The 26321-nt window shown below is 71.3% G+C and carries 29 protein-coding genes, 1 tRNA gene and 1 riboswitch; of the genes, 8 read left to right on the top strand and 22 right to left on the bottom strand.

Going from position 1 to position 26321, the window contains the following annotated elements; all coding sequences use genetic code 11:
- Window positions 1–78: 78 nt before the first annotated feature.
- The 7 genes from ACLHRZ_RS16865 to ACLHRZ_RS16835 form a co-directional block, all read right to left on the bottom strand.
- Window positions 79–1380, bottom strand: coding sequence for a choice-of-anchor A family protein (locus tag ACLHRZ_RS16865; protein WP_490419246.1), 1302 nt, complete (start codon window positions 1378–1380; stop codon window positions 79–81).
- A 214-nt stretch (window positions 1381–1594) separates the two neighbouring features.
- On the bottom strand, window positions 1595–2458 hold the full coding sequence (locus tag ACLHRZ_RS16860) for a fumarylacetoacetate hydrolase family protein (protein ID WP_490419245.1): 864 nt from the start codon (window positions 2456–2458) through the stop codon (window positions 1595–1597).
- An 89-nt stretch (window positions 2459–2547) separates the two neighbouring features.
- Window positions 2548–3300 carry a YidC/Oxa1 family membrane protein insertase gene (locus ACLHRZ_RS16855; protein WP_490419244.1) on the bottom strand — a complete coding sequence of 251 codons (753 nt, stop codon included), beginning with the start codon at window positions 3298–3300 and terminating at the stop codon, window positions 2548–2550.
- An 87-nt stretch (window positions 3301–3387) separates the two neighbouring features.
- Complete coding sequence (locus ACLHRZ_RS16850) at window positions 3388–3690, bottom strand: DUF6412 domain-containing protein (RefSeq protein ID WP_490419243.1); 303 nt, start codon at window positions 3688–3690, stop codon at window positions 3388–3390.
- A gap of 31 nt (window positions 3691–3721) precedes the next feature.
- Complete coding sequence (locus ACLHRZ_RS16845; RefSeq protein ID WP_490419242.1) at window positions 3722–5215, bottom strand: sodium:solute symporter family protein; 1494 nt, start codon at window positions 5213–5215, stop codon at window positions 3722–3724.
- Window positions 5212–5409: a DUF3311 domain-containing protein gene (locus tag ACLHRZ_RS16840; RefSeq protein ID WP_490419241.1), complete on the bottom strand. Its 198-nt coding sequence runs from the start codon at window positions 5407–5409 to the stop codon at window positions 5212–5214. Before ACLHRZ_RS16840 ends, ACLHRZ_RS16845 begins: the two co-directional genes overlap by 4 nt.
- A 151-nt stretch (window positions 5410–5560) precedes the next feature.
- Entirely contained in the window at window positions 5561–6841 is a 1281-nt protein-coding gene (locus tag ACLHRZ_RS16835) for a DUF445 domain-containing protein (RefSeq protein ID WP_490419352.1), read from the bottom strand.
- A 185-nt stretch (window positions 6842–7026) separates the two neighbouring features.
- Between ACLHRZ_RS16835 and ACLHRZ_RS16830 the strand changes: the two genes are divergently transcribed.
- The gene (locus tag ACLHRZ_RS16830) at window positions 7027–8358 is read left to right on the top strand and encodes an SGNH/GDSL hydrolase family protein (RefSeq protein WP_490419240.1); all 1332 of its coding nucleotides are present in this window, start codon (window positions 7027–7029) and stop codon (window positions 8356–8358) included.
- 113 nt (window positions 8359–8471) lie between these two features.
- Here the strand turns inward: ACLHRZ_RS16830 and ACLHRZ_RS16825 are convergent, their stop codons facing one another.
- Genes ACLHRZ_RS16825 through ACLHRZ_RS16815 form a run of 3 tightly spaced genes read right to left on the bottom strand, consistent with a single transcriptional unit; the run spans window position 8472 to window position 11056 of the window.
- Window positions 8472–9443, bottom strand: coding sequence for an ABC transporter ATP-binding protein (locus ACLHRZ_RS16825; RefSeq protein ID WP_490419239.1), 972 nt, complete (start codon window positions 9441–9443; stop codon window positions 8472–8474).
- Window positions 9444–9450: 7 nt separating this feature from the next.
- Complete coding sequence (locus tag ACLHRZ_RS16820) at window positions 9451–10215, bottom strand: ABC transporter permease (protein WP_490419351.1); 765 nt, start codon at window positions 10213–10215, stop codon at window positions 9451–9453.
- A gap of 40 nt (window positions 10216–10255) precedes the next feature.
- Complete coding sequence (locus ACLHRZ_RS16815) at window positions 10256–11056, bottom strand: ABC transporter permease (protein ID WP_490419238.1); 801 nt, start codon at window positions 11054–11056, stop codon at window positions 10256–10258.
- 227 nt (window positions 11057–11283) lie between these two features.
- On the opposite strand from ACLHRZ_RS16815, the gene ACLHRZ_RS16810 reads away from it, so the two are divergent.
- Window positions 11284–13584, top strand: coding sequence for a transglycosylase domain-containing protein (locus ACLHRZ_RS16810; protein WP_490419237.1), 2301 nt, complete (start codon window positions 11284–11286; stop codon window positions 13582–13584).
- 85 nt (window positions 13585–13669) lie between these two features.
- Here the strand turns inward: ACLHRZ_RS16810 and ACLHRZ_RS16805 are convergent, their stop codons facing one another.
- From ACLHRZ_RS16805 to ACLHRZ_RS16795, 3 genes are all read right to left on the bottom strand, one after another.
- Entirely contained in the window at window positions 13670–13990 is a 321-nt protein-coding gene (locus ACLHRZ_RS16805) for a DMT family transporter (RefSeq protein ID WP_490419236.1), read from the bottom strand.
- Window positions 13991–14024: 34 nt separating this feature from the next.
- Window positions 14025–14084: riboswitch (guanidine-III (ykkC-III) riboswitch) on the bottom strand.
- On the bottom strand, window positions 14084–14386 hold the full coding sequence (locus ACLHRZ_RS16800) for a GroES family chaperonin (RefSeq protein WP_048831771.1): 303 nt from the start codon (window positions 14384–14386) through the stop codon (window positions 14084–14086). (Overlaps the previous riboswitch by 1 nt.)
- A gap of 99 nt (window positions 14387–14485) precedes the next feature.
- Window positions 14486–14806 carry a DUF3618 domain-containing protein gene (locus ACLHRZ_RS16795; protein WP_490419235.1) on the bottom strand — a complete coding sequence of 107 codons (321 nt, stop codon included), beginning with the start codon at window positions 14804–14806 and terminating at the stop codon, window positions 14486–14488.
- Window positions 14807–14949: 143 nt separating this feature from the next.
- On the opposite strand from ACLHRZ_RS16795, the gene bcp reads away from it, so the two are divergent.
- The gene (gene bcp, locus ACLHRZ_RS16790) at window positions 14950–15417 is read left to right on the top strand and encodes a thioredoxin-dependent thiol peroxidase (RefSeq protein ID WP_336413264.1); all 468 of its coding nucleotides are present in this window, start codon (window positions 14950–14952) and stop codon (window positions 15415–15417) included.
- Here the strand turns inward: bcp and ACLHRZ_RS16785 are convergent.
- On the bottom strand, window positions 15398–16702 hold the full coding sequence (locus ACLHRZ_RS16785; RefSeq protein ID WP_490419234.1) for a sensor histidine kinase: 1305 nt from the start codon (window positions 16700–16702) through the stop codon (window positions 15398–15400). The two genes, bcp and ACLHRZ_RS16785, sit on opposite strands and share 20 nt — an antisense overlap.
- Window positions 16702–17229, bottom strand: coding sequence for a hypothetical protein (locus ACLHRZ_RS16780; RefSeq protein ID WP_490419233.1), 528 nt, complete (start codon window positions 17227–17229; stop codon window positions 16702–16704). Before ACLHRZ_RS16780 ends, ACLHRZ_RS16785 begins: the two co-directional genes overlap by 1 nt.
- A gap of 188 nt (window positions 17230–17417) precedes the next feature.
- Here ACLHRZ_RS16780 and ACLHRZ_RS16775 point away from each other — a divergent pair, with 188 nt between their 5' ends.
- The 3 genes from ACLHRZ_RS16775 (at window position 17418) to ACLHRZ_RS16765 (ending at window position 18864) form a co-directional block, all read left to right on the top strand.
- Entirely contained in the window at window positions 17418–18095 is a 678-nt protein-coding gene (locus ACLHRZ_RS16775) for an HNH endonuclease signature motif containing protein (protein ID WP_490419232.1), read from the top strand.
- Entirely contained in the window at window positions 18092–18799 is a 708-nt protein-coding gene (locus ACLHRZ_RS16770; protein ID WP_490419231.1) for an HNH endonuclease, read from the top strand. The genes ACLHRZ_RS16775 and ACLHRZ_RS16770 overlap by 4 nt, the downstream gene beginning before the upstream one ends.
- Window positions 18790–18864 (top strand) — tRNA-Leu (locus ACLHRZ_RS16765). The genes ACLHRZ_RS16770 and ACLHRZ_RS16765 overlap by 10 nt, the downstream gene beginning before the upstream one ends.
- Before the next feature lie 45 nt (window positions 18865–18909).
- Here the strand turns inward: ACLHRZ_RS16765 and rdgB are convergent.
- The 3 genes from rdgB to ACLHRZ_RS16750 form a co-directional block, all read right to left on the bottom strand.
- Entirely contained in the window at window positions 18910–19512 is a 603-nt protein-coding gene (gene rdgB, locus ACLHRZ_RS16760) for an RdgB/HAM1 family non-canonical purine NTP pyrophosphatase (protein ID WP_490419230.1), read from the bottom strand.
- Between the two features lie 21 nt (window positions 19513–19533).
- Window positions 19534–20265 carry a ribonuclease PH gene (gene rph, locus ACLHRZ_RS16755; protein ID WP_490419229.1) on the bottom strand — a complete coding sequence of 244 codons (732 nt, stop codon included), beginning with the start codon at window positions 20263–20265 and terminating at the stop codon, window positions 19534–19536.
- 71 nt (window positions 20266–20336) lie between these two features.
- Entirely contained in the window at window positions 20337–20570 is a 234-nt protein-coding gene (locus ACLHRZ_RS16750; RefSeq protein WP_490419228.1) for a PTS sugar transporter subunit IIB, read from the bottom strand.
- Window positions 20571–20771: 201 nt separating this feature from the next.
- Between ACLHRZ_RS16750 and ACLHRZ_RS16745 the strand changes: the two genes are divergently transcribed.
- Together ACLHRZ_RS16745 and ACLHRZ_RS16740 are read left to right on the top strand one after the other, a co-directional pair.
- Window positions 20772–22094 carry a PTS transporter subunit EIIC gene (locus ACLHRZ_RS16745; RefSeq protein ID WP_490419227.1) on the top strand — a complete coding sequence of 441 codons (1323 nt, stop codon included), beginning with the start codon at window positions 20772–20774 and terminating at the stop codon, window positions 22092–22094.
- Window positions 22095–22303: 209 nt separating this feature from the next.
- Window positions 22304–23671, top strand: a complete 1368-nt coding sequence (locus ACLHRZ_RS16740) for a PTS transporter subunit EIIC (RefSeq protein ID WP_490419226.1) — start codon at window positions 22304–22306, stop codon at window positions 23669–23671.
- 68 nt (window positions 23672–23739) lie between these two features.
- On the opposite strand, the gene ACLHRZ_RS16735 is transcribed toward ACLHRZ_RS16740, so the two are convergent.
- The 4 genes from ACLHRZ_RS16735 to ACLHRZ_RS16720 all read right to left on the bottom strand — a co-directional run bounded on the left by ACLHRZ_RS16735 (window position 23740) and on the right by ACLHRZ_RS16720 (window position 26291).
- Window positions 23740–24492, bottom strand: a complete 753-nt coding sequence (locus ACLHRZ_RS16735; protein ID WP_490419225.1) for an MBL fold metallo-hydrolase — start codon at window positions 24490–24492, stop codon at window positions 23740–23742.
- A 341-nt stretch (window positions 24493–24833) separates the two neighbouring features.
- Window positions 24834–24953 carry an eL43 family ribosomal protein gene (locus ACLHRZ_RS16730; protein WP_171086123.1) on the bottom strand — a complete coding sequence of 40 codons (120 nt, stop codon included), beginning with the start codon at window positions 24951–24953 and terminating at the stop codon, window positions 24834–24836.
- A 95-nt stretch (window positions 24954–25048) separates the two neighbouring features.
- Window positions 25049–25999, bottom strand: coding sequence for a PLP-dependent cysteine synthase family protein (locus ACLHRZ_RS16725; RefSeq protein WP_490419224.1), 951 nt, complete (start codon window positions 25997–25999; stop codon window positions 25049–25051).
- Window positions 26000–26009: 10 nt separating this feature from the next.
- Entirely contained in the window at window positions 26010–26291 is a 282-nt protein-coding gene (locus ACLHRZ_RS16720) for a MoaD/ThiS family protein (RefSeq protein ID WP_490419223.1), read from the bottom strand.
- Window positions 26292–26321: the final 30 nt, after the last annotated feature.

Raw genomic sequence — 26321 nt, 5'->3', positions numbered from 1 at the left:
GCGCTCCTCCTCGGTTCCACCAGCAAAAACCCTCAATCCGAAGCCCCAAGGTCCGGGGTTTCTGCTCCCGGAACCGCATCAACGCCCCCTCCTCACCGCGAACCTCGTCCGGTACAGCACGTACAGCGCCAGCCCCGCCCCTGCCACCACACACGTACCGCCGATCGCCATGCTGATCCCCATCGGCGGGCCGCCGTGGGCCAGTTCGGCCGTCGCCGGGGTCGGCGAGGCGGTCGGGCGGATCGAGGAATCCCCTCGCGGGGCCCCGCCTGCCAGCGCGCCGGCGGCCTCGCAGCTCGGGAGTTCGCCTTCGAAGGGGTATGCGTGGATGCCCTGGCCGCCGCTGACGCCGGACTCGTGGCTCAGCGAACCCGCCGTGAACAGGCGCCCGTTGAGGGCGTTCAGGGTCACCACCGTGGTGCTGGCCGGGCGGCCGACGAGGACCGAGCCGTGGAGGTTGCCGCTGCCCGTGAGGCGGACCTCGCTCGCGTCCGGGAAGTTCCACAGGAGCCGTTCCCGGCGGGCGCCCGTGGCGCCCATTTCAGCGGGGCTCACCATGCGCGAGTCGCCGGTGAAGTTGACCAGGACGGTCGCGTCCTGCGGGACGTTGCGGAACTCCACCGCCTGGGCGCCGCCGTCGGGGGCGACGAGGTCGAAGTCGACGTTGAAGACCTGGAGCGGGGAGGCGCCGTCGCCCGTGAAGACCGTGGCCTGGCCGTAGTTGACGGCCGTGCCCGTGGGCTTGCGCGGCACGCCCTTGTCGTAGGCGTAGCAGGAGCTGGCCGAGGTGAGGACGTCGCGCAGGTGCCGGTAGCGGTCGACGGCGGAGGCGTCGTGCACGGCGCGCGGGCTGACCGTGCCCGTCTGGGTGCCGGCGTACGCGACCGTCCCGTTGACCGGCCCGTCCTCGGCGAGCAGCTTGCGGCCCCAGGCCACGCGGACGTCGCCGCCCACGCGGAGGAAGGCGGAGCCGTCGTCCGGGGGGACGTGGGAGCCGAGGGAGGCGGCGCCGACCTGGTAGGCCTGGGAGGCGCCCTCGCGCTCGGCGACGTCGAAGGAGCCGAGGACGACGACGCGGCCCTCGGCCTCGGCCGCGGCGCGGCGCACGTGGAAGTCGCCGCCGACGAAGACGTTGACCGCGTTGTCCCGGCCGCGTGCGGGGCCCGCGGCGGGCTCGGGGAACACGCCGGGGCAGGAGCCGGACATGCAGGGGCCCAGGCCGGCGGGCAGCGGTTCGGCGACGCCGGGGACGCCGATCGCGCTGAGCAGCAAGGTGCCGCCGGTCACGAGGCCGGCCGCCAGGAGGGTGGCGGCGGGGTGCCGCGGCCTCTTGCGGTGGGGATGCGGGTGCTGGTGCCGTCTGTGCCGCCTCTCGCGCATATTCCGAAAATATGCGCATAAGGGTGGGAGGTGCCCCGGGACACACGCCCCGGTCCCCCGAACGCCAGCGGGCCTGCGGCCCGCGCTCAACCGGTCGGGCGGTTTCTGCGCGGCGGCGGCGGTACGTCGACTGCGCCCCGTAAGGGGCGCGGGGAACTGCGCGACCAGCCACAGCCGACCCGCAGCCGCAGAACAGCCGGACCCGGCGGAGCGCCTACGCGTCCTTGAGCTCCTGCCGCTGCCGCCCCAGGCCCTCGATCTCCAGTTCCACCACATCCCCCGCCCGCAGGTACGGCTGCGGTGCCGGACGGCCCATCGCCACGCCGGGCGGGGTGCCGGTGTTGATCACGTCGCCGGGGTGGAGGGTCATGAACTGGCTGATGTAGCGCACCAGCTGGGCCACGGGGAAGATCTGGTCCGCGGTGCTGCCGTCCTGCATCGGCGTGCCGTTGACCCACAGACGCAGGCGGAGCGTCTGCGGGTCGGGGATCTCGTCGGCGGTGACGAGCCACGGGCCGAGCGGGTTGAAGGTCTCGCAGCTCTTGCCCTTGTCCCACTGTCCGCCGCGCTCGTACTGGAACGCGCGCTCGGAGACGTCGTGGGAGACGGTGTACCCGGCGACGGCGGCCAGGGCCTCCTCGTCGGTGCGCAGGTAGCGGGCCGTGTGTCCGATGACGACGGCCAGCTCGGCCTCCCAGTCGGTCTTCTCCGCGCCGCGCGGCACGAGGACGGTGTCGTCGGGGCCGACGACGGTGTCCGGGGCCTTGAGGAAGAGCACGGGCTCGGTGGGGATGGGGACGCGGTTGCCCCGGTGGTCCGTGTGGCCGCGGTAGTTGATGCCCACGCAGACGATCTTGCCGATCCGGCCGAGGGGCGGTCCCGTCCGCAGGCCGCGCGGGTCGAGGGCGGGGAGGATCCGGGCCCCTATGGCGGCCCGGATGTGCAGCTGCAACGCCTCGTCGGCGAGGAGCCGGCCGTCGATGTCCGGGACGAGCGCCGACAGGTCGCGCAGCGTCCCGTCCTCCTCCAGCAGCGCCGGGCGCTCCGCTCCTGCCGGTCCGACGCGCAGCAGCTTCATCCGGTGTTCTCACTCCCTGGCAGGTCGACCGCCTGATCGTCCAGGAGCGGAGGTTGTCTCCGCAAGCCCCGTTTCGGTCTCGGTCGGCCTCATTTGGCGGGTATCGCCCCGTCCGCGCCCTCCGGGGTGCGCAGGCGCTGGAGGTACGCGCGCTCCACGGCCGTCCACGCCGTGCTGGTCACCACGTAGAGCGCGGCGGCGAGCGGCACCACGGCGACGGTGACGAGCGTGGCGAAGGAGAGCAGCGGGGCCACCTTGGTCGCCTTGGCCAGCACGGCCGCCGCCGGGTTCTCCGCATCGTCCCCCGTGGGCAGCGGCGCCGCGGCCATCGCCTTGCGGGCGCGGGTGTACGTCCAGGTGGCGACGGCGGCGACGAGGGCGAACAGGCCGAGGTAGACGAGGCCGTGGGGGCCGACGGCCCCGCCGTGCCCGAGGGCGTCGGGCCAGCGGCCGGTGAGCGGTGCGCCGAGCAGGGCGTGCCCCTCGCCGTTCGAACCCTTGGAGAAGAGGTGGTACATCACGAAGAAGACGGGCAGCTGGGCGAGGAGGGGCAGGATGCCGCCCCACGGGGAGACGCCCTCCTTGGCGTAGAGCTCGTTCGTCGCGCGCATCAGCCGCTCGGGGTCGTTCTTGTGCCGCTTCCGCAGCTTCTGCACCTCCGGCGCGAGCGCGGCCCGGGCTCGCTCGCCGCGTGCCGCGGAGCGGGCCAGCGGGTGCAGGGCGAGCCGGACGCCGAGGGTCAGCAGGACGATCGCGGCGGCCGTCGCGGAGGCGCCGAAGAGCGGAACGAGGGCGTCCGAAAAGTGTGAGAGGAAGGAGCCGAGGGTGGTGAAGACATGCATGGGAGAGCCCTCCAACGGGTCTCGTCGTGCCGGGATTTCGGAGAAATCGGCGTGACGAGCCGCTCGGGCCCCCGCAGTTGCAGGCGCCTAGGCGGCCGTCGGAAGGGGACGGCCGGGCGCCCGGGGCCGTCGGCGGCCCCGGGCGTCGGGATCGCGCTGGGCCAGGAAGGCGGTGCGGAGTTCGCGATCGCGCATGGCGGTGCGGATGCGCGTCGGGGTGAGCGGGCCCGTGCTGTGCACGACCATGGCGCACAGGGTGAGGGCGGCGGCGACCGTGGCCGTCGCCGCCATGGCGACGGCGCTCATGAGGCCGCCGCTGTGGGCGAGCAGGAGCTCGCCGAACAGGAGGAGGAGCAGGCTCACGTGCGTGCGCAGGGCGCTGTTCAGCATGCGGGGCTCCTCCTTCCCTGGGCTCTTGTGCTCACTGCGATGGTAGTGGGTCCCTGGCCAGGACCTCTTCATCGGGTCGGCCGTCCGCCGGCTTCGGGCCGAGCCACGAAACCGCCAGCGCCACCACGACGTTCACGCCCAGCGCGAGCGCCCCCGCATTCACGCCGTGCACGGGATCGTTCTCCGTGAACACGAGCGCGCACACCAGCGCACCGCCCACGAGCAGACCGCTCAGCGCTCCCCACAGCGTCAGCTTCCGCCACACCAGGCCCAGCAGGACCATGGGGACGAGCTGGGCCATGCCCTCGTACGAGATGAGCGACAGCCGGACGAGCGTGTTCGGCGCGGTGTACGTCAGCAGCAGCGCCAGCGCGCCCGACACGACGACCACCACCTGCCCCGCGAGGCGCTGCCGTTGCGGGCGTTCCGCCAGTGCCGGGACGGCGCCCAGGACGCTCCTGCCCCACATCGTGCCGATCACGAGCATGAACACCGCCATCGGCACGATCGACGACAGCGCCGCCGCGACCCCGGTCAGCCCGACCGCCCACGCGGGCAGCGAGTCCACGACGAGCTTGAAGAGCGCCAGGTTCGACCCCGCGCCCGTGAGGCCCGGGATGACGAAGACCGCGGCCATGCCGAGCAGCATCGGGACGAACAGCAGCACGTTGTAGCAGGGCAGCAGGATCGCGTTGCGGCGCAGGGCGTCCGCGCTGCGGGCGCCCAGGTAACCCGCCACGGTGGTCGGGAAGATGACGACGGTGAGGGAGTTGAGGAAGCTGGTCGTCACGAACCAGGTGCCGTTCAGACCGCTGCCGCCGTGCCCGGTGAAGGTCAGCCACTGCGGCTTCTCCGCCACCAGGCGGTGCAGGAAGGGGCCGTAGCCGTCGAAGTAGTGCAGGGGGATGTAGATCGCCAGGAAGCCGAGGGTGCCGATGACGAGGACGTCCTTGAGCACCGACACCCAGGCGCTGCCGCGCAGTCCGCTGACCACGACGAAGGCGGTGGTGACCGCGAAGGCGAGGAAATAGGCCCAGTCGAGGCTGATGGCGCCGTAGGAGATCGTCGAGACGACGACGCCCATGCCGGTGATCTGCAGCTGGATGTAGGGCAGCAGGCAGACCGTCGCCAGGATCGCCACGAGGGTGCCGAGCCAGGGGCGGCCGTAGCGGTGGGCGACCATGTCGGTGATGCCGACGAGGCCGTGGCGGCGGGCGTACGACCAGAGGGTCGGGCCGACGAGGTAACCGATCGCGTAGCCGCAGGACATGTACGCGATGACGTAGAGGACGGGGGCGCCGTAGTTGTAGCCCCAGCCCGCGGCGCCGAGGTAGCTGAAGCTGGTGTAGCTCTCGCCCGCCATCAGCACCCAGATGAAGACGGTGCCGAGACTGCGGCCGCCGACGGACCACTCGGCGATCCCGCCGGCACCGCCGCGCCCGCGCACGGCGAGAAGGCCGAGGGCGACGGTGCCGGCCATGAAGACACCGAAGATCGTCGTGGCCGTGGCCGCGTTCGCGCTCATGCGCGGCCTCGCTTGCGGTCGCCTCGCCGGGCGAGGAGAACGGCTACCGGTGTCAACAGCGTTGACAGGAGCATCCAGAAGAAGAGGAAAGGGAGGCCGAGGACGGTGGGGTGGACCTGGTCCACCAGAGGCAGCACGCCCAGGAAGAGGACGTACGGGGCCAGCAGCCACAGCAGAGCGGGACGTTTCAGCACGGGTCGACCCTAAGCCGATGCGCCCCGAAGGGGCGCAGGGACTGTGCGATCGGCCACCGACAGCGTGCAGCCGACGCACGACCCCGGGGCAGTGCTTCATCCGCGGGTGCGTCGTGGCTGATCGCGCAGTTCCCCGCGCCCCTTCGGGGCGCTACGCCCCCACCAGCCGCGACGCCGTGTAGATCAGCAGCCCCGCCAGCGCGCCCACCACCGTGCCGTTGATCCTGATGAACTGCAGGTCCCGCCCGATGTGGGCCTCGATCTTGCGGGACGTGTGCTCCGCGTCCCAGCCCGCGATCGTGTCCGTGATCAGCAGCGTGATCTCGTCCCGGTACGTCGTCACGACGTACACCGCCGCGTCCTCCAGCCAGCCGTCCACCTTCGCGCGCAGCCGTGCGTCCTCCGACATCCGGGCGCCCAGCGAGAGGATCGCGGCCCGCGCACGCAGGCGCAGCTCGCTGCGTTCGTCCTCGGCCGCGGCGACGATCATGCCGCGCACCGACGACCACGCGGAGGCGATGATGTCCTGGACCTCGCCCCGGCCCAGCACCTCGGACTTGAGGCGTTCGACGCGGGCCCTGGTGTCCGGGTCCGACCGGAGGTCCTCGGCGAAGTCCGAGAGGAAGCGGTCCACGGCACCCCGCGCCGGGTGGTCCGGCATGTCGCGCATCTCCGTGACGAAGCGCAGCAGTTCCTTGTAGACGCGCTCGCCCACCCTGCGGTCGACGAAGCGCGGCGTCCAGCCGGGGGCGCCGCCGGTGACCGCCTCCATCACGGAGTCGCCGTGCGCGACGAGCCAGTCGTGGGCGCGTACGCACACCAGGTCCACGACCCTGCGGTGGCCGCCGTCCGCGACGACCTTCTGCAGCATGGTGCCGATGCCCGGCGCGATCTCGGCCGCGTCGGCGCGCCGGGTGATGGCCTCGCCGACGACGGCCTGTACGTCGGAGTCGCGCAGGACGGTCAGGGCGCCGCGCAGCGCCGTGGCCAGCTCGGCGGTCACCCGGTCCGCGTGGGCGGGTTCGGCGAGCCAGGCACCGAGGCGGGAGCCGATGCCGACGGCGCGCAGCCGGAGGCGGACGACGTCGCCGGAGAGGAAGTTCTCCCCGACGAATTCGCCCAGGCTCTGGCCGAGCTGGTCCTTCTTGGTCGGGATGATCGCCGTGTGCGGGATGGGCAGGCCCATCGGGCGGCGGAACAGGGCGGTGACGGCGAACCAGTCGGCGAGGGCGCCGACCATGCCCGCCTCGGCGGCGGCCGCGACGAAGGCCGGCCAGCCGGTCCAGCCCGCCGCCTGGGCCCACTTCGCGAGGGCGTAGACCAGGGCGACGGCCAGCAGCAGCCCGGTCGCGATGGCCTTCATCCGGCGCACACCGCGCCTCTTCTCCTCGTCCGCCGCGCTGGGGGTGAAACCGCCGGGCCGGGCGGGCATCACCCTTTCGGCGGCATCCGACTCCTCACCCTGCGTCCGAATCATCCGCACCACCCGTTCCGGCTGTCCTCACGTGCATTGTCCCTACCCCGGGGGACTCCGGGAGCGGACGAGGAGTTCCCCGGTGCCGTGGGATCATGGAGCGGCGACCCTCCCCAGGAGACACCGTCCATGAACCACCGCTCATGAACAGACCGCCCCTGGCCGCCCGGCAGCCGCTCTCCCGCGGCGCCGTCCCCGCCGTCCTCGCCGCACTGACGGCCGCGGCGACCGTCGTCGCGGCGGTCCTCTTCACCGACACCGGCAGCCCCCGCGCGCAGGCGGGCCCGCACGCCGCCCGCTCCCACTCCGCCGTGCCGGCCCTCGCCGGGCACTGGGTCGGCAGCTGGGCGGCCTCGCCCGCGGGCGCGGAGCCGGGGACGGACGTGCACGGCGTCGCGGGCCGGTCCGTCCGCAACGTGGTGCACACCAGCATCGGCGGCACCAGCGCCCGCATCCAGCTCTCCAACCTCTTCGGCAACCGGCCCCTCACGATCGGCCACGCCTCGCTCGCCCTGGCCGCCTCCCCCGGCTCCCCCGCCGCGGCGCCCGGCACGCTGCGGCGGCTGGCCTTCGGCGGGCGGGAGCAGGTGACGATCCCGGCCGGCCGGGCAGTCGTCAGCGACCCGGTGCGCCTGGACGTGCCGCGCGCGGCCGACGTGCTGGTCAGCACGTACTCCCCCACGCCGTCCGGGCCCGTGACGTTCCATCCGTACGCCCGGCAGACCTCCTACCTCGCGCCCGGCGACCACACGCAGGACTCGGGCGGGGCGGCGTACGCCGAGAGGACGCCGTCCTGGCGTTACCTGACCGCCCTGGACGTGTGGAGCACCGGCGCGCGCGGCGCGGTGGTCGCCCTCGGCGACTCCATCACCGACGGCGTCACCGCCACGTTCGGCGCCGACCACCGCTGGCCGGACGTCCTCGCCGGGCAGCTGTCCGACTACGGCGTACTCAACGAGGGGATCAGCGGCAACCGCGTCCTGCTCGGCGGCATGGGCGGCTCGGCCGTGGACAACCCCAGTGCGCTCGACCGGTTCGACCGCGATGTCCTCGCGCGGACGGGCGTGCGCGCGGTCGTCGTCGAGCTCGGCATCAACGACATCCTGCGGTCGCCGCAGCAGCTCGATCCGGGGCGGATCGTCGCCGGGCTGCGGGAGCTGGTGCGGCGGGCGCACGTGCGCGGACTGCGGGTGATCGGCTCGACGCTGAGCCCCTTCGGCGGGCACGGGAGCGCCGGGTCCGAGCAGGAGCGGGTGCGGCAGGGGGTCAACGCGGCGGTGCGGGCGGGCGGGGTGTTCGACGGCGTCGTGGACTTCGACGTCGCCCTGCGGGATCCGGCGAACCCGCAACGGCTGCTGGCGGCGTACGACTGCGGGGACCGCCTGCACCCGAACGACGCGGGCTACCGCGCCATGGCGCAGGCCGTGGACACGGGGGCGCTGACGGGGTGGCTGTCGCCGCTGACGCGGCCCTGAGCGGACCGCTGGAAGTGCAGTGCGTCGGCTGCGGGCTCGTCGTGGCTGGTCGCGCCCACGCGGCGGAGCCGCATCATGTAACAGCCCCGCGCCCCTTCGGGGCACGGCAGGCCCTACCCCAGCGGCTGCCGCGCGTACATCCGCGCAATGACGTCCTCGATGTCCGGCTCCCGGACCGACAGGTCCACCAGCGGATACCGCTCCGCCACCGCGGCCACCAGCGGCGCCGCGCTCCGGGTGGCCGCGAACGCCAGCCACTGGCGCGGGCCTTCGGTCCTCACGACCCGTACCCCGGGGATGCCGGTGACGGGCGGAAGCTCCCGCTCCAGGTCGATCACCAGCGTCCGCTCGCTCTCCCCCACCGCGTGCAGCCCGTCCAGGTCGCCGTCGTGGACCAGCCGGCCGTGGTCGATGACCATCACCCGGCGGCACAGCTGCTCGATGTCGGTCAGGTCATGTGTCGTGAGCAGAACGGTCGTTCCCTGCGCGGCATTCACCTCGCGCAGGAACTCGCGCACCTTGGCCTTGCTGATCACGTCCAGGCCGATGGTGGGCTCGTCGAGGTAGAGCACGTCGGGGTCGTGCAGCAGGGCCGCGGCGATGTCGCCGCGCATCCGCTGGCCGAGGGAGAGCTGCCGGACGGGCACCTCCAGCAGCTTCCCGAGGTCGAGCAGCTCGACACAGCGTTCGAGGTTGGCGCGGTAACGGGCGTCGGGGATGCGGTACATGCGGCGCACGAGCCCGTACGAGTCGCGCAGCGGCAGGTCCCACCACAGCGTGGTGCGCTGCCCGAAGACCACGCCGATGCGGCGCGCCAGCCGCGTCCGGTCGCGGGAGGGATCGACGCCCGCGACGCGCAGCCGACCGCCGCTCGGGGTGAGGATGCCGGTCAGCATCTTGATGGTGGTGGACTTGCCCGCCCCGTTCGGGCCGATGTAGCCGACCATTTCGCCGCGCGGCACGGAGAAGCTGATGCCGTCCACCGCACGCACCTGGCGGCGCTCGCGGCGCAGCAGTCCCGTGCGTCTCCGGACGTCGAAGACCTTCTCGACGTTGTCGAGTTCGATGAATCCGTCCACGCTCAACTCCCCGTCAGCTCCCCGTGCTCCGATAGCTCCGCAGCCCCGCCCGCCATGCCAGCCCCGCCAGTGCCGCGCACACCGCCGCCACCAGGGGCGACGCGAAGTCCACCCAGTGCGGCAGGCCCAGCGGGTTCTCCCGGCCCAGCACCCGCAGCGCGGGCACCCAGTTGACGAAGGCGATCGGTACGACGAACGTGACGCCCCGCACCAGGTCCGTACCGAACAGCGTGGGCGGGTACTGCAGCAGCGTCGTACCGCCGTAGGTGAAGGCGTTCTGCACCTCGGCGGCGTCATTGGCCTTGAACTGGAAGGCCGCACCGGCCACGAACACCGACCCGAAGATCACCGCCCCGCTCACCAGCATCAGCGGAACGAGCAGCAGCCGCACGGGCGTCCAGTCGATGTCCAGCCGCACCAGCGACCAGCCGAGCAGCAGCACCCCCTGGGTGACCCGCCCCAGCCTGCGCAGGGCGAAGCGGTCCGCGGCGACCTGCGCGAGGACCGGGACGGGCCGGACGAGCAGGGTGTCGAGCGTGCCGTCGCGCACCCGGCGGCCCACCTTGTCCATGTTGCCGAGCAGCAGGTCCGCCAGCCCGAACGAGGTGCTCGTCGTGCCGTAGAGGAAGGCCACTTCGGGCAGGGTGAAGCCGCCCAGCACGTGGATGTGGGAGAACATGATGAGAATCGTGGCGAAGTCCAGTGCAGTGAGCACGAAGTTGCCGGCCGTCATCATCAGGAACGACGCGCGGTACGTCATCGTCGAACGCACCCACATGCCGACGATCAGGCCATAGGCCCTTATCCCCTCGATCCCCTCAGCCACCCTGCACCACGACCTTCCGTGTGGCCACCGCCTGTACCACCCGCCCCAGCGCAATCAGCGCCACCGCCCACCCCGCCTGGAACGCCAACGCCCCGGCCAGCCCGGCCCCGTGGCGCCTGCCGAGCAGCACGTCGGCCGGCACCTGGAGCAGCGCCGACCACGGCAGCATCCGCGCCGCCTCGCCGAGCGCGCCCGGAAAGACGTTCAGCGGCAGCAGCATCCCGGAGAAGAAGACGCCCAGCAGGGAGCTCAGCAGCGTCAGCCCGGTCCCGTCCAGCAGCCAGAAGGCCGCCAGCCCCATGATGTAACGGATCGCGAAGCCCACCACCAGGCCGAGCACCACCGACAGCAGGAAGGCCAGCCACGTCAGCGGGTCGGCGGGCAGGGCGAGTTCGAACGCCAGCGCCCCCACCGCCGGCGGCACCACGCCGCGCCCCAGCAGCTGGAAGCCCGCCCGGCCCAGGTCGTTGGCCAGCCACCACAGCTGCAGGTCGGCCGGGCGGTACAGGTCGACGGCCACGTCGCCGGAGCGGATCCGCTCCTGCAGCTCGTCCTCGAAGCCCCCGCCCATCAACGCCGTTGCAGCCAGCAGGCCCTGGCTGATCCATACGAACACCAGCGCCTGCCCACGGTCGTAACCTCCCAGGTGGGGACGGGCGTTCCACAGGGCGATGTAGGTGTACGCGACGATGAAACCGAAGACCGTGTTGGTGAAGACCCCGGCGGCGGTGGCGACCCGGTAGGTCGCGTAGCGGCGGAACCCGCTGAACGCGACCACCGCATAAAGCCGCATCCCCGGACCCCCTGCGTCGTTGAACTCATACCGGACGAAACGCAGGAGCCTAGTCGCACGCCCGGCCCCGGGGCCACGCATTTTCACCCCTGGGAGTGGTCGGCCTGAACTGAACGGCCCTTACCGCGCCGCCATCGGTGCGCTATGCCGCTGCGCCGGAACGCAGGATGCGACAGTGTTCGCCGTGGCCGCACAACCCCGGCGGCGGCCGAGGAGTCCCAGGAGACATGAGCGACGAGCACGCACACCGACGTCCCGGCGGTGGGAACGGCGCGCCGCCGAAGGGCTGGGCGCCCCGCAGCGCCTCGCCCGGCACACCGACCGGCCGCCCCCGGCGCACCGGATGGCGGCGACTGCTGCCCACCTGGCGCCTGATCCTCGGCGGCTTCCTGCTGGTCGTCCTGCTCATCGCGGGCGCCCTGATCGCGGGTTACATGCTCGTCGACATCCCGCCGGCCAACAAGGCCGCGGTCGCCGAGAGCAACGTCTTCCTCTACTCCGACGGCAGCCAGCTCGCCCGCGACGGCGAGGTGAACCGCGAGAGCGTGCCGCTGAGCAAGGTCCCCAAGAACGTGCAGCACGCCGTACTGGCCGCCGAGGACCGGGACTTCTACTCCGAGTCGGCCGTCAATCCCGAGGCCATGGTGCGCGCCGCCTGGAACACCGTCACCGGCAAGGGCAAGCAGTCCGGTTCCACGATCACCCAGCAATACGTCAAGAACTATTACCTGGGCCAGGAACAGACCATCAGCCGCAAGGTGAAGGAATTCTTCATCGCCATCAAGCTGGACCGTGAGGAGTCGAAGAACGACATCCTGGAGGGCTACCTCAACACCAGCTATTTCGGCCGCAACGCCTATGGCATCCAGGCCGCTTCGCAGGCCTACTACAACAAGGATTCGGACAAGCTGAACACGGCGGAGGGCGCCTATCTGGCCACCCTCCTCAATGCGCCCAGCGCCTACGACGTGGGCGCCCACCCCGAGAACAAGCCGCGTGCCACGGCCCGCTGGAACTACGTCCTCGACGGCATGGTGAAGAAGGGGTGGATCACGCCGGCCGAGCGGGCCGGGATGAAGTTCCCGGTGCCCGGCAAGTCCCGCCCGCGGCTGGGGATGTCGGGCCAGCGCGGCTATCTGGTGGAGGCGGTCAAGGACTACCTCACCACCAACAAGATCGTCGACGAGCAGACGCTGGCCGCCGGGGGCTACCGCATCACCACCACCATCGACCGCAAGAAGCAGGACGCGTTCGTCACGGCCGTGCGCGAGGAGCTGATGAACCAGCTCGACGAGAACCGCAAGGTCGACACGTACGTGCGCGCCGGGGGCGCCTCCATCGACCCCAAGACCGGCCGCGTCGTGGCCCTTTACGGCGGCATCGACTACACCAAGCAGTACGTCAACAACGCCACGCGCCGCGACTACCAGGTGGGCTCCACCTTCAAGCCGTTCGTCTTCACCTCCGCCGTCGACAACGGCGCCGGCACGCAGCAGGGCCGCACGATCACCCCGAACACGGTCTACGACGGCACCAACAAGCGCCCGGTGCAGGGCCCCAACGGGCCCGTCGGCTATGCGCCTTCCAACGAGGACGACAAGTCCTACGGGCCGATCACCGTCACCCAGGCCACCGACTGGTCGGTCAACGCGGTGTACGCGCAGATGGCGGAGGACGTCGGGCCGGGCAAGGTGCGGGACACGGCCATCGCGCTCGGTCTCCCGGCCAAGACCCCCGACCTGAACGCGAACCCCTCCATCGCCCTCGGCCCCGCCACCGCCAGCGTCCTGGACATGACCCAGGCGTACGCGACCCTCGCCAACCACGGCAAGCACGGCCCCTACACGCTCGTCGACAAGGTCTCCAAGTCCGCCGAGGACGTCACGCTGCCGGACCGCAGCGACACCCGGCGGGCCGTCTCGCGCGAGGCAGCCGACACCACGACGGCCATCCTGCAGAGCGTCGTCGAGAGCCCGACCGGCACCGGCAAGGCCGCCCAGGCCGCGGGGCGGCCCGCGGCCGGCAAGACGGGTACGGCGGAGGACGACAAGGCGGCCTGGTTCGCGGGCTACACGCCGGATCTGGCGACCGTGGTCGCCGTCATGGGCCAGGACCCCGACACCGCCGACCAGAAGCCGCTGTACGGGGCGACCGGGCTGGCCCGCATCAACGGCGGGGGCTACCCCGCGCAGATCTGGGCGTCGTACACCGGCACCGCGCTGGAGGGGACGCCGGCGACGGACTTCAACCTGTCGCTGGAGAGCGGGGCGGGGAAGCCGACGCTGGAGCCGAGTCCGTCGTCGGCATCGCCGTCGACGTCCAGTGCACCGCCCTCCCCCTCCACGCCGCCCGGCCCGCCGACGGGCCGCCCGTCGGTCCCCGGTCCCCCGACGGGGCCGCCCACGGGCCCGCCGCCGTTCACGCCGCCGGGCCCGCCGACCCCGCCGAACTTCCCGCCCTTCGGCGGCCCGAACGAGGGCAGGGAGGGGCACGGCCGGGACCGTGACCTGCTGGGGTACGAGTACTGAGGGGGCTCCACGAAGTGCTGTGCGTCGACTGCGGGCTCGTCGTGGCTGGTCGCGCAGTTCCCCGCGCCCCTTCGGGGCGCGGGCCTCAGTGCCCCGACGTCGCCTTCAAGCCGACGATGGCCACCAGCAGCAGCACGATGAAGAACACCCTCCCCACGCTCACCGGCTCGCCCAGCACCGCCATGCCGAGTACGGCGGCCCCCGTCGCGCCGATGCCGACCCAGACGCCGTAGGCCGTGCCGATGGGGAGGGAGCGGGCCGCCTGGGCCAGCAGCAGCATGCTGGCCGCGATGCCGACCACCGTGAAGACGCTCGGCCACAGCCGTGTGAAGCCTTCGGTGTACTTCATACCGATCGCCCAGCCGACCTCGAGCAGACCGGCGACGACGAGCAGAACCCATGCCATGACGAGGCACCTCCATCGGAAAACTGTTTCCAGGGGTGCGTCGTCTTGTCCTGACCCGGTACGGCGCGTCTCGTCGGGTGGATGCCGTCCAGGCTACAGGTACAGGCCGGTGGAGTCCTCCGAGCCCTCCAGCCGCTCCGCGGCCACCGCGTGCAGATCACGCTCGCGCATCAGGACGTAGGCGACACCGCGCACCTCGACCTCGGCGCGGTCCTCCGGGTCGTAGAGCACCCGGTCACCCGGCTCCACCGTGCGCACGCTCTGTCCGACCGCGACGACCTCGGCCCAGGCCAGGCGGCGGCCCACCGCCGCCGTCGCCGGAATGACGATGCCGCCGGTGGACCGGCGCTCGCCCTCGGGGATGTCCGTCCTGACCAGCACGCGGTCGTGGAGCATCCGGATGGGCAGCTTGTCGTGGGTGGTATTCGTACTCACGCGAAGACCGTACCTGTCCCTGCGGGGTGCGAAGGCCTCAGGCCCGGGAATTCCCGGGCTTCAGTCCTTGCGGCGCCGCGAGGACATCGCCAGCAGCCCCACCACGCCCACGGCCAGCATCGCCGCCGGAACGATCCGCTCCAGGCGCGGCACGCCCTCCTCGGTCACGAACCGCGAGCGCACCTCGGAGACCAGGCGGTTCGCCGTCACGTAGGCGCGGCCCGCGGTCTGGTCCACCTTGGAGGCGACCTTGGCCCTGGCGTCCCCGATGATCGTGCCCGGGTGCATCCGCACCCCGATCTCGTCGAGCGTCACGGCGAGCTCTTCCCGCCTGCGGACGATGTCCGCCTCGATCTGCGCAGGGGTCCTGGCGTCCGGCACCGGGCTGCCTCCGTCTCCGTCAGTGATGAATGCTGATGACCAGTCTGTCAGCTCCCCCGGCCCCGTGCCCCGCGGCACCCCCGATCGGGGAGCTGGCTAGTCTCGGGACCGTCAGCCCCCGCACACTCCCAGGAGAGCCAGCCATGAGCGAGCGACTTCAGCCCGGCGACACCGCCCCGGCCTTCACCCTGCCCGACGCGGACGGCCGGGAGGTCTCGCTCGCCGACCGCAAGGGCCGCAAGGTCATCGTCTACTTCTACCCGGCCGCCCTCACCCCGGGCTGCACCAAGCAGGCCTGCGACTTCACCGACAACCTGGAGTTCCTGGCCGGCCACGGCTACGACGTCATCGGCGTCTCGCCCGACAAGCCCGAGAAGCTCGCGAAGTTCCGCGAGAAGGAGGACCTGAAGGTCACGCTGGTCGGCGACCCGGAGAAGAAGGTCCTGGAGGCGTACGGCGCGTTCGGCGAGAAGAAGCTGTACGGCAAGACGGTCACCGGGGTCATCCGCTCGACCGTGATCGTCGACGAGGAGGGCAAGGTCGAGCGCGCCCTCTACAACGTCAAGGCCACCGGCCACGTCGCCAAGATCATCAAGGACCTGGGGCTGTAGGGGCCGCGGCGCCCGCGCTGCTGTCCGCGCCCCGGAGGACCGGACGGTCCTCCTCCGGCACGTCCTCGGCCTCCGGCAGGTCGAGGACGGCCAGCGCGCCGCCGCCCTCGGCGGCGCCGAACGTGAGCCGGGCCCCCAGCACCGCCGCCTGGCCCACCGCGATCGTCAGGCCCAGGCCGTGGCCCGTGCCGCGCTCGGGCGCCGCCGTGCGGAAGCGGCGCGGCCCCCGGTCGACCAGGCCCGGCGGGAAGCCGTCGCCGTGGTCGCGCACCTCGATGCGGGTGCCCTGCACCGTCACCTCGATCGGCGGGCGGCCGTGCTTGGCCGCGTTGGCGAGGATGTTGACGAGGATCCGCTCCACCCGGCGGGAGTCGGTCATGACGATCCGGCCCTCGCCGATCACCTCGACGGCCACGTCGGCCACCCCGCGCTGTCCCTGCGCCCGCTTGACGATCCCGCGCACCAGCGACGGCAGCTCCACCGCGTCCAGCTGGGCGCTCTCCGCGCCGGCGTCCAGCCGGGAGACCTCCAGCAGGTCCTCCACCAGCGCCCGCATCGTCTGCGCACGCTCGCGCACCATCTCCACCGCCCGCGGGTGCGGCAGCAGTTCGGCCGAGGCCACCAGCCCGGCCACCGGGGTGCGCAGCTCGTGCGCCACGTCCGCCGTGAACCCGCGCTCGGCCTCCACCCGCGCCGCCAGGGACGTCGCCATGTGGTGCACCGAGCGGCCCAGTTCCGCGACCTCGTCCCGGCCGCCGGTCAGCAGCGCGTCCGCGTCCTGCGACTCGCCCGCCGCGATCCGCCGCGCGGCGGCGGCGCTCAGCCGCAGCCGGCGCGAGAGGCTCTGCGCCACGAACAGCGCGACCACGGCCATCAGCGCCACCGTCACCGCGCCGGCCACGATCAGGGTCTGGTCCAGCGACCGCTGCAGCGGGTCCCGGGCCGGGTACGAGGCCGAGACCGACAGCACCTTGCCGTCGCCGACGCCCGTCGCGGCCCACACCCGCGGGTCGCCGCCGCCGCTGATGTACGTCTTCGGCTTGCCGCGGGCCACCGCCTGTGCGAGCCGCGCCGGCACCCGCGAGTCGTCCAACTGCGCGCCGAGCACCAGCGTTCCGTCCCGCTGGTAGACCTGCAGCGCCGAACTCAGCAGCCCGTCCTGGTACTCCCGGGCCTGCTTGTCGCGCTCCAGGCCGGAGATGTGGTGCACGGTGACGCCCAGCACCACGACTGCCAGTGCGGTGACGAAGGAGATCGCCAGCGCGATCCGTCCACGAATACCCATCACGCGATCGTGAACACCTTGTGCGTCTCACCGGTCGGGGTGGCGCCCTTGTACGTGACCTCGAGCGCCGTGAACGCCATCGTCCCGTCCACCCGCTTGGGCCCGGTCAGCCGCAGCGACGCCGGGAACGACGTCCGCGCGGCCCCGCCCGCCCCGCTCGACACCTGCACCACACCGCTGCCGGTCGCCTGGGTCGGGCCGTACTCGTCCCAGGTGATGTCGCTGGCGACCTGGCCGGAGCTCGCGCAGTCCAGGGTGATGATCTTCGGCTCCAGCACCGGTGTCCCGCCGCCGCAGTCCCGCACCCCCGGCAGCTCGCCGGCGGCCGACTCGTCGACCTCCACCTGCACCTCCTGCGTGCTGAACGCCCGCTGCGCCGCGGCCGTGCGGGGCGCCTCGCCCATCACGCTCCCGCGGTCGGTGGCACACGCCAGCCACACCCCGCCGGCCCCGAGCACGACCACGCCCAGAACGAGCGCCAGCACGCTGCGCGTGCTGGTCCAACGGCGCGCGGCACGGTCGGTCATCGGCTCTCTTCCTCGCGTAGGGGCGGGCGTTCGTCTCGACGGGCTGTCCCCGTTCCCGCTTTGAGGGACGGAGAAATGGGGCCGTGCGTTCCCTTCGCGCATATCAGGTTCCTGTGAATGCGCGGGGTGCGGGGGGGCGTAACCGATCGGGAGTGCGATCGTTGGTGTGTGCGAGGGGGAGGGGAATCATGTCGGTCAGCCCGTACACCAGGGAGCGGCTAGCAGCCGCAGCGGCGTCCTCACAGACGCTGTCGGAGGCGTTGAGCAGGCTCGGGGTCGACCCGAAAAGCTCGTCGCGGGACTACCTCCGGGGACGCATGAAGAAGATGGGGATCGAAACGTCCCACTTCGAACCGGAAGGCACACGCTGGACCAGAGAGATCCTCGAAGCCGCTGTGGCGGCCTCGTCCAATATGTGCGACACCCTGCGGCACCTTGGCATCGACGTGGTAGGCGGTCAACACACCCATATCGGCCGTCGCATCCGTGCGCTCGGCATCGACACGTCGCACTTCGACACTGCCGGGCCGGAAACACGTCGGAAGAAACGCACGTCCGTAGAGCTCCTTGCCGAACAGACCTCCCCCGGGGGCCGTCGTGAGCAGAACTCCCGACTCAGGCAGGCGATGCTCGCATCCGGCGTCGCCGACTGTTGTGCACTCTGCGCGATGGAGCCCATGTGGCAGGGGTACCCGTTGCCGCTTGAGGTGGACCACATCGACGGAGACTGGCGCAACAACCGCATCGCCAATCTGCGACTCCTCTGCCCCAACTGCCATGCGACCACCGATACCTACCGCGGCCGCGACAGGACTCGTCGGACGGCTGCTCCCCGACCACCGCAGGCCGGGGACAGCTGCCGATGACCAGTCGCAATCAGTACACCAGGGAACGCCTGGCAGAAGCGGCCCAGCAGTGTTTCGACATGGACGAGGTCATCACCTTCCTGGAAGTCCGGCCCTACGACAAGCTCTCCCAGTACTTGTACGGGCGCTTTGCCCACTTCGGGATCGACATCTCGCACTTCCGCCGCAAGTACCGGAAGAACGGCCCGCGGCCATCCCCGGACATACTCCGCCAGGTCGTGAACGAGTCCAGCTCCATCGCGCAGGCTCTCCGACGACTCGGCCAGCCGGACAACGGATGCCAGCGTGCCCTGCTGCGCCAGTGGATTGCGGACGACGGTCTTACGGCGGCCCACTTCCTGGGACGGGCTCACCAGCGAGGCAAGCCCGGTACGACACCGAGGAAGGCTCCCGGGGAAGTGCTGGTGAAGCGCTCCGGAAAACACCGCACGCGTGCCCACATGCTCCGTCGAGCCCTGCGCGAGACCGGCGTTCCGGACGAGTGCGCAGGCTGCGGGACCGGGCCCTTCTGGCGCGGCAAGCCCATGACGCTCGAAGTCGATCACATCAACGGCGACTGGTCCGACGACCGCCGGGAGAACCTCCGGCTGCTGTGTCCCAACTGCCACGCCGTCACAGTCACCTGGTGCCGAGGCGGCAGGCATCGGAAGAAGGCGCCTGGCACTTCCGCGAGCGGGCCCAGTAGTCTGTGCCCGGGGCCGTAGCCCAATTGGCAGGAGGCACCACTTTTAGGTAGTGGCCAGTGCGAGTTCGAGTCTCGTCGGCCCCACGGCAAGGGTGTGGCACCGGTAGGTGCCACACCCTTTTCGCACCGTCAGCCCAGCAGTTCCCGCACCACCGGCACCAGCCCCCGGAAGGCCTCGCCGCGGTGGCTGATCGCGTTCTTCTCGTCCGCCGTCAACTCGGCGCAGGTGCGCGTCTCCCCGAGCGGCTGGAGGATCGGGTCGTAGCCGAAGCCGCCCGAGCCGGCCGGGGCGTGGCGGAGGGTGCCGCGGAGGCGGCCCTCGACGACGCGCTCGGTGCCGTCGGGGAGGGCCAGCGCGGCCGCGCAGGCGAAGTGGGCGCCGCGGTGCTCGTCGGCGATGTCGGCGAGCTGGGCCAGCAGGAGGTCGAGGTTGGCCTTGTCGTCGCCGTGGCGGCCCGCCCAGCGGGCGGAGAAGATGCCGGGGGCGCCGTTCAGGACGTCGACGCAGAGGCCGGAGTCGTCGGCGACCGCGGGGTGGCCGGTGGCCCGGGCCAGGGCGTGGGCCTTGAGGAGGGCGTTCTCGGCGAAGGTGACGCCGGTCTCCTTGACGTCGGGCACCTCGGGGTAGGCGTCGGCGCCGACGAGTTCGACGTCGAGGCCGGCCCCGGCGAGGATCGCGCGGAGCTCGGTGACCTTGTTGGCGTTGCGGGTGGCCAGGATCAGGCGCTGCACGGTTCTTGCTTCTCCCGGGTCTCAGAGGGTGCGGGCGAGGGCCTCGCGCTGGGCCTTGTCCAGGTCGGCGCAGCCGGCGACGGCCAGGTCGAGGAGGGCGTTCAGCTCCTCGCGGGCGAAGGGCTGGGCCTCGGCGGTGCCCTGGACCTCGACGAAGCGGCCGTCGCCGGTGCAGACGACGTTCATGTCGGTCTCGGCGCGCACGTCCTCCTCGTAGCAGAGGTCGAGGAGCGGGACGCCGTCGACGATGCCGACGCTGACGGCGGAGACGGTGCCGGTCAGGGGGTGGCGGCCGTGCTTGACGAGCTTCTTCTGCTGGGCCCAGGCGACGGCGTCGGCCAGGGCCACGTAGGCGCCGGTGATGGCGGCGGTGCGGGTGCCGCCGTCGGCCTGCAGGACGTCGCAGTCGAGGACGATGGTGTTCTCGCCGAGGGCCTTGTAGTCGATGACGGCGCGCAGCGAGCGGCCGATGAGGCGGGAGATCTCGTGGGTGCGGCCGCCGATCTTGCCGCGGACGGACTCGCGGTCGCCGCGGGTGTTGGTGGAGCGGGGCAGCATCGAGTACTCGGCGGTGACCCACCCTTCGCCGCTGCCCTTGCGCCAGCGGGGGACGCCCTCGGTGACGGAGGCGGTGCAGAACACCTTGGTGTCACCGAAGGAGACGAGGACGGAGCCCTCGGCGTGCTTGCTCCAGCCGCGCTGGATGGTCACGGGGCGGAGCTGGTCGGGGGTGCGGCCGTCGATGCGAGACATGGGGACGAGCCTATCCGCAACACGAAGGGCCCCGTTCCGGTGCGGGGCCCTGCGCGGAGGAGCTCAGCGGCTCAGATCATGTCCTCGATCTCGGCGGCGATGGGGTCCGCGTCGGTGCCGATGACGACCTGGATGGCGGTGCCCATCTTGACGACGCCGTGGGCGCCGGCGGCCTTGAGGGCGGCCTCGTCGACGAGGGAGGCGTCCGCGACCTCGGTGCGGAGGCGGGTGATGCAGCCCTCGACCTCTTCGATGTTGTCGATCCCGCCGAGACCGGCGACGATCTTCTCAGCCTTGCTGGCCATGTGCACTCCTGGTTGTCTCGGCCGGACCCGGGCGCTGTCGCCGGTCGGCTTTCACACGGTAACCCACGTTCAGCCCAGTTACGCGGGCGTTCGTCCGTCATCTGACGAAAGATGGCCACCACCCGGCAGTGCGTTCCGGAAGGCCGTCGCGCAGGTGCCGGCCGAGTGGTCTACACCAGTATGCCAGCCGGGAGGATGCAGATGACCTCGGAAGCCGCGGCGGCCCCCGGGCCGGCCAAGCAGCACCTGCACTCCGTCTTCCAGGGCCTGCAGAAGATGGGCCGCAGCCTGCAGCTGCCCATCGCCGTGCTGCCCGCCGCCGGCATCCTCAACCGGCTCGGGCAGCCGGACGTGTTCGGCAAGGACGGGCTGGGCTGGACGGACGTCGCCAAGGTGATGGCGGGCGCGGGCGGGGCGCTGCTGGACTCCTCGCTGGGGCTGCCGCTGCTGTTCGCGGTGGGTGTGGCGATCGGCATGGCGAAGAAGTCGGACGGCTCGACGGCCCTGGCGGCGGTGGCGGGCTTCCTCGTCTACTACGCGGTGCTGCACCAGTTCCCGCAGAACTGCCCGAGCGGTCACCGCTTCACGGGGCTGGGGCTGCTCAGCGGGGTGTGCATCGCCCCGGACGGCACGGCGGGCACGGCCGCGTACCAGAACCCGGGCGTCTTCGGCGGCATCGTGATGGGCTACATGACGGCCAAGCTCTGGGAGCGCTATCACCGGGTGCGGCTGGTGGACTGGCTGGGCTTCTTCAACGGGCGCCGGCTGGTGCCGATCATCATGGCCTTCGTGGCGATCGCCTTCGCGGCGCTGTGCCTGTGGATCTGGCCGCCGGTGGGGCGCGGCCTGACGAGCTTCAGCAAGTGGCTGGTGGACCTGAGCTCCCTCGGCTCCGGCATCTTCGGCGTGGCCAACCGCGCCCTGCTGGTGATCGGCCTGCACCAGTTCCTGAACGTCTTCGTGTGGTTCCAGTTCGGCGACTACACCAAGCCGGACGGCACGGTGGTGCACGGCGACATCAACCGCTTCCTGGCGGGCGACCCGCACGCGGGCCAGTTCACCTCGGGCTTCTTCCCGATCATGATGTTCGCGTTGCCGGCGGCGGCCCTGGCCATCGCACACTGCGCCCGGCCCGCCCACCGCAAGGCGGTGAGCGGCATGATGCTCTCGGTGGGCCTGACCTCGCTCGTCACGGGCATCACCGAGCCCATCGAGTACTCCTTCCTCTTCATCGCCCCGCTGCTGTACGTGGCCCACGCCCTGCTCACCGGCGTCTCGATGGCGGTCACCTGGGAACTGGGCGTGCACGACGGCTTCAGCTTCTCGGCGGGCCTGATCGACTACGTGATCAACTGGAGCCTGGCGACCCGGCCTTGGCTGATCATCCCGATCGGCCTGTGCTTCGCGGTCGTCTACTACGCGCTCTTCCGGTTCGCGATCACGAGGTTCGACATCCCGACGCCGGGGCGGGAGCCGGAGGAGGAGGTCGCGGAGGGCTTCGAGGACGCGGCGGTGGAGCCGTAAGTTCAACGCGGCGTAAGGATGTTGTAACCCTGCGCCGCTCCTGATCAACTAGGTTCGATGGGTGCCGCGCGTGTGATTCAGGCCACCTGGAACCATGGATTCCTTTATGCCCGCTTCACGTGTTACAACAGGTCTAAACCACTAAGTGGTGTAGACCATAAGCGGGCCGTCCCCTTCCCCCGAGCGCCCGCCTCACTTGGAGGAATCCGATGAGCTCCGGGCAGAAGAAGAAGCGGCCGGTACCGGCCCAGAAGAAGGCCGGCGGCGCCGCGGCGGCTCAGCAGGCCGAGACCGCGAAGTCCTCGGCGGGCACCGCGACCACGGTCGCCGAGAAGCCCGTCGAGAAGGCCGCCCCCGCCAAGAAGCGGGGCGCCGGCGTCCTGCAGGGCCTGCAGAAGATCGGCCGCAGCCTGCAGCTGCCGATCGCCGTGCTGCCCGCCGCCGGCATCCTGCTGCGCCTCGGCCAGAAGGACGTCTTCGGCAAGGAGGGCCTGCACTGGGACAAGGTCGCCGACGTCTTCTCCACCGCCGGCGGCGCGATCTTCGACAACCTGCCGATGCTCTTCTGCATCGGCGTCGCGATCGGCTTCGCCAAGAAGGCCGACGGCTCCACCGCGCTGGCCGCCCTCGTCGGCTTCCTGGTCTACAGCAACGTGCTGAAGGCGTTCCCGGTCCACGAGGCCTTCGTCAAGAACGGCGAGTACACGGCCGCCGTCTACAACAACCCCGGTGTCCTCGGCGGCATCATCATGGGTCTCCTCTCCGCCGTGCTGTGGCAGCGCTACCACCGCACCAAACTGGTGGACTGGCTCGGCTTCTTCAACGGCCGCCGCCTGGTGCCGATCCTCATGGCCTTCGTCGGCACTCTCGTCGGCGTCTTCTTCGGCCTGGTCTGGGAGCCGATCGGCAGCGCCATCAGCGACTTCGGCACGTGGATGACGGGCCTGGGCTCCGTCGGCGCCGGTCTGTTCGGCCTGGTCAACCGCGGTCTGCTCCCGATCGGCATGCACCAGTTCGTCAACACCGTCTCCTGGTTCCAGCTCGGTGACTTCACCGACGCCGCGGGCAAGGTCGTGCACGGCGACATCAACCGCTTCTTCGCCGGCGACCCGAGCGCCGGACAGTTCATGTCGGGCTTCTTCCCGATCATGATGTTCGGCCTGCCGGCCGCCGCGCTCGCCATCGCGCACTCCGCCCGCCCCGAGCGCCGCAAGGCCGTCCTGGGCATGATGATCTCGCTCGCGCTGACCTCGTTCGTCACCGGCATCACCGAGCCGATCGAGTTCGCGTTCATGTTCATCGCGCCGCTGCTGTACGCGGTGCACGCGGTGCTGACCGCCGTCTCGATGGCCGTCACCTGGGCGCTGGGCGTGCACGCCGGCTTCACCTTCTCCGCCGGCTTCATCGACTACGCGCTGAACTGGAACCTGGCCACCAAGCCGTGGATGATCATCCCGATCGGCCTGGTCTTCGCGGTGATCTACTACGTGGTCTTCCGCTTCGCGATCACCAAGTTCAACCTCCCCACCCCGGGCCGCGAGCCCGAGGAGGAGGTCGAGGACCTCACCAAGGCGTAAGCCTCCCGGCGAGTCGGAAAGGCCCCGGAACCGTTCGCGGTTCCGGGGCCTTTCCCGTGTCCGCGGTGCTACACCTCGTACACCGCCCCCGCCTGCGCCAGTTCCGCCGGCCCGGCGTAGACGGACCGCGCGTCGCGCAGGTTGGCCAACGGGTCGGTCCACGGCGGGATGTGGGTGAGGACCAGGCGGCCGACGCCCGCGCGGGACGCGCATTCGCCGGCCTCCAGGCCGGTGAGGTGGAGGTCGGGGATGTCCTCCTTGCCGTGCGTGAAAGAGGCCTCGCACAGCAGCAGGTCGGCGTCTGCGGAGAGTTCGTCCAGGGCCGCGCAGGGGCCGGTGTCGCCGGAGTAGACCAGGGACGCCCCGTCGTGCTCGACCCGGAAGGCGTAGGCCTCGACGGGGTGGCGGACCAGGGCCGTACGGACCGTCAGGGGGCCGAGGGCGAAGGTGCCGGGGCGCAGGGTGCGGAAGTCGAAGACCTCGCTCATGCAGGCCTCGTCGGGCACGTCGCCGTAGGCCGTGACCAGCCGGCGCTCGGTGCCCTGCGGGCCGTGGACGGGGATCGGCCGGGCGCGGCCGCCGTCGTGCCGGTAGTAGCGGGCGACGAAGTAGCCGCACATGTCGATGCAGTGGTCGGGGTGAAGGTGTGACAGAAGCACGGCATCGAGGTCGTAGAGACCGATGTGGCGCTGGAGCTCGCCGAGGGCGCCATTGCCCATGTCGAGCAGCAGCCGGTAGCCGTCGGCCTCCACGAGGTAGCTCGAACAGGCCGATTCCGTGGACGGGAACGACCCCGAGCATCCGACGACGGTGAGCTTCATGCGGGCCTGAACCTCCGTGGGCCGGTGACGGGGGGCCATGCGGTGCGTCGAGCGTAAGGCGGGAGCGGTGCGGTCGCTCCTCGGCGGCGGGGTGGTGTGGCTGGAATCACCAGGACGGCCGTCCGGCACGGCGCCCGGTGCACCGAAGGCCCCGCCCGCGCTACAGGGGGGAGCGCGGGCGGGGCCACGGGAGCGGAGAAGGCTGCGGCTACAGGGGCTTGTGCTGCTCGGCGCGGTCCAGCGTGTCCATGAAGCGCTGGAAGCGCTCGGCCGACTCCTTGCTGCCGGCCGTCACCGTGAACACCTCGGGCGACATGAAGGCCGCGAGCCGTTCACGCGTCTCAGGGGCGAGCGCATCCCACGCTGCCCGGTCCAGCCGTGACTGCGCCGCAGTTTCCGCACTGCCAGTTTCCATTGTTGAGCTGCCTCGTGTCCGAAGATCCACATGCGGGACAGGTCATGTGCGTCTCCTACGTGATGATGTCAGCCGCCTGCCAACATCGGTAGTAGCAGTTCACCCGTGCACAGTTCTGTTTTTTACCGACCGGAACGGACGCTAGGCCCACAGCTGGCCGTGCAGCGCGGCCACCGCCTCCTCGGTCGTCGCCGCCGTGTAGACGCCGGTGGAGAGGTACTTCCAGCCGCCGTCGGCCACGACGAAGACGATGTCCGCCCGTTCCCCGGCCCGGACGGCCTTGCGCGCGACGCCGAGGGCGGCGTGCAGCACGGCACCGGTCGAGACGCCCGCGAAGATGCCTTCCTCGGCGAGGAGTTCGCGGGTGCGGCGCACCGCGTCCTCGGAGCCGACGGAGAAGCGCGTGGTGAGCACGGAGGCGTCGTAGAGCTCCGGGACGAAGCCCTCGTCGAGGTTGCGCAGCCCGTAGACCAGGTCGTCGTAGCGCGGTTCGGCGGCGACGATCTGCACGCCGGGGACGTGCTCGCGCAGGTAGCGGCCGACGCCCATGAGGGTGCCCGTGGTGCCGAGTCCGGCCACGAAGTGGGTGATCTCCGGGAGGTCGGCGAGGATTTCGGGGCCCGTCGTGGCGTAGTGGGCGCCGGCGTTGTCGGGGTTGCCGTACTGATAGAGCATCACCCAGTCGGGGTGCTGCTCCGCGAGCTCCTTGGCCACGCGCACGGCCGTGTTGGAGCCCCCGGCGGCGGGCGAGGGGATGATCTCGGCGCCCCACATGGCGAGCAGCTGCCGCCGCTCCTCGCTGGTGTTCTCCGGCATCACGCACACCATGCGGTAGCCCTTGAGCTTGGCTGCCATGGCGAGGGAGATGCCGGTGTTGCCGGAGGTGGGCTCCAGGATCGTGCAGCCGGGGGCGAGCCGGCCGGCCTTCTCGGCCTGCTCGATCATGTGCAGCGCGGGGCGGTCCTTGACGGAGCCGGTGGGGTTGCGGTCCTCCAGCTTGGCCCAGATCCGCACGGACGCCGAGGGGGACAGCCGGGGCAGCCCGACGAGCGGGGTGTTGCCGACGGCCGCCAGGGGGCTCTCGTAGCGCATGGGGCGCCGCTCAGACCATTCCGCCGGCGACCGCCGGGAGGATGGTGATGCTGTCGCCGTCGCCGAGCGCGGTGGACAGGCCGTCCAGGAAGCGGACGTCCTCGTCGTTGAGGTAGACGTTCACGAAGCGGCGCAGTGCGCCCGACTCGTCCACCAGGCGCTCGCGGATGCCCGGGTGCCGGTTGTCGAGGTCCTTGAACAGCTCGTCGAGCGTGGCGCCGCTGCCCTCGACGGCCTTGGCGCCGTCGGTGTACGTGCGGAGGATGGTCGGGATACGGACCTCGATGGCCATTGCTGTGCTCCTGTCGGAGTGCTGGAGTGC

It is taken from the genome of Streptomyces sp. AM25, from assembly GCF_058146165.1.
The sequence above is the reverse complement of the archived record's forward strand: the minus strand, read 5'-3'. Positions and strand labels throughout refer to the sequence as shown.

Bases quoted from the DNA above. Each gene is read 5' to 3' on its own strand.
- ACLHRZ_RS16865 (WP_490419246.1), bottom strand. From the start codon at position 1,380: ATGCGCGAGAGGCGGCACAGACGGCACCAGCACCCGCATCCCCACCGC.
- ACLHRZ_RS16860 (WP_490419245.1), bottom strand. From the start codon at position 2,458: ATGAAGCTGCTGCGCGTCGGACCGGCAGGAGCGGAGCGCCCGGCGCTG.
- ACLHRZ_RS16855 (WP_490419244.1), bottom strand. From the start codon at position 3,300: ATGCATGTCTTCACCACCCTCGGCTCCTTCCTCTCACACTTTTCGGAC.
- ACLHRZ_RS16850 (WP_490419243.1), bottom strand. From the start codon at position 3,690: ATGCTGAACAGCGCCCTGCGCACGCACGTGAGCCTGCTCCTCCTCCTG.
- ACLHRZ_RS16845 (WP_490419242.1), bottom strand. From the start codon at position 5,215: ATGAGCGCGAACGCGGCCACGGCCACGACGATCTTCGGTGTCTTCATG.
- ACLHRZ_RS16835 (WP_490419352.1), bottom strand. From the start codon at position 6,841: ATGCCCGCCCGGCCCGGCGGTTTCACCCCCAGCGCGGCGGACGAGGAG.
- ACLHRZ_RS16830 (WP_490419240.1), top strand. From the start codon at position 7,027: ATGAACAGACCGCCCCTGGCCGCCCGGCAGCCGCTCTCCCGCGGCGCC.
- ACLHRZ_RS16820 (WP_490419351.1), bottom strand. From the start codon at position 10,215: ATGTGGGTGCGTTCGACGATGACGTACCGCGCGTCGTTCCTGATGATG.
- ACLHRZ_RS16815 (WP_490419238.1), bottom strand. From the start codon at position 11,056: ATGCGGCTTTATGCGGTGGTCGCGTTCAGCGGGTTCCGCCGCTACGCG.
- ACLHRZ_RS16810 (WP_490419237.1), top strand. From the start codon at position 11,284: ATGAGCGACGAGCACGCACACCGACGTCCCGGCGGTGGGAACGGCGCG.
- ACLHRZ_RS16805 (WP_490419236.1), bottom strand. From the start codon at position 13,990: ATGGCATGGGTTCTGCTCGTCGTCGCCGGTCTGCTCGAGGTCGGCTGG.
- ACLHRZ_RS16800 (WP_048831771.1), bottom strand. From the start codon at position 14,386: ATGCTCCACGACCGCGTGCTGGTCAGGACGGACATCCCCGAGGGCGAG.
- bcp (WP_336413264.1), top strand. From the start codon at position 14,950: ATGAGCGAGCGACTTCAGCCCGGCGACACCGCCCCGGCCTTCACCCTG.
- ACLHRZ_RS16785 (WP_490419234.1), bottom strand. From the start codon at position 16,702: ATGGGTATTCGTGGACGGATCGCGCTGGCGATCTCCTTCGTCACCGCA.
- ACLHRZ_RS16780 (WP_490419233.1), bottom strand. From the start codon at position 17,229: ATGACCGACCGTGCCGCGCGCCGTTGGACCAGCACGCGCAGCGTGCTG.
- ACLHRZ_RS16775 (WP_490419232.1), top strand. From the start codon at position 17,418: ATGTCGGTCAGCCCGTACACCAGGGAGCGGCTAGCAGCCGCAGCGGCG.
- ACLHRZ_RS16770 (WP_490419231.1), top strand. From the start codon at position 18,092: ATGACCAGTCGCAATCAGTACACCAGGGAACGCCTGGCAGAAGCGGCC.
- rph (WP_490419229.1), bottom strand. From the start codon at position 20,265: ATGTCTCGCATCGACGGCCGCACCCCCGACCAGCTCCGCCCCGTGACC.
- ACLHRZ_RS16750 (WP_490419228.1), bottom strand. From the start codon at position 20,570: ATGGCCAGCAAGGCTGAGAAGATCGTCGCCGGTCTCGGCGGGATCGAC.
- ACLHRZ_RS16745 (WP_490419227.1), top strand. From the start codon at position 20,772: ATGACCTCGGAAGCCGCGGCGGCCCCCGGGCCGGCCAAGCAGCACCTG.
- ACLHRZ_RS16740 (WP_490419226.1), top strand. From the start codon at position 22,304: ATGAGCTCCGGGCAGAAGAAGAAGCGGCCGGTACCGGCCCAGAAGAAG.
- ACLHRZ_RS16735 (WP_490419225.1), bottom strand. From the start codon at position 24,492: ATGAAGCTCACCGTCGTCGGATGCTCGGGGTCGTTCCCGTCCACGGAA.
- ACLHRZ_RS16730 (WP_171086123.1), bottom strand. From the start codon at position 24,953: ATGACCTGTCCCGCATGTGGATCTTCGGACACGAGGCAGCTCAACAAT.
- ACLHRZ_RS16725 (WP_490419224.1), bottom strand. From the start codon at position 25,999: ATGCGCTACGAGAGCCCCCTGGCGGCCGTCGGCAACACCCCGCTCGTC.
- ACLHRZ_RS16720 (WP_490419223.1), bottom strand. From the start codon at position 26,291: ATGGCCATCGAGGTCCGTATCCCGACCATCCTCCGCACGTACACCGAC.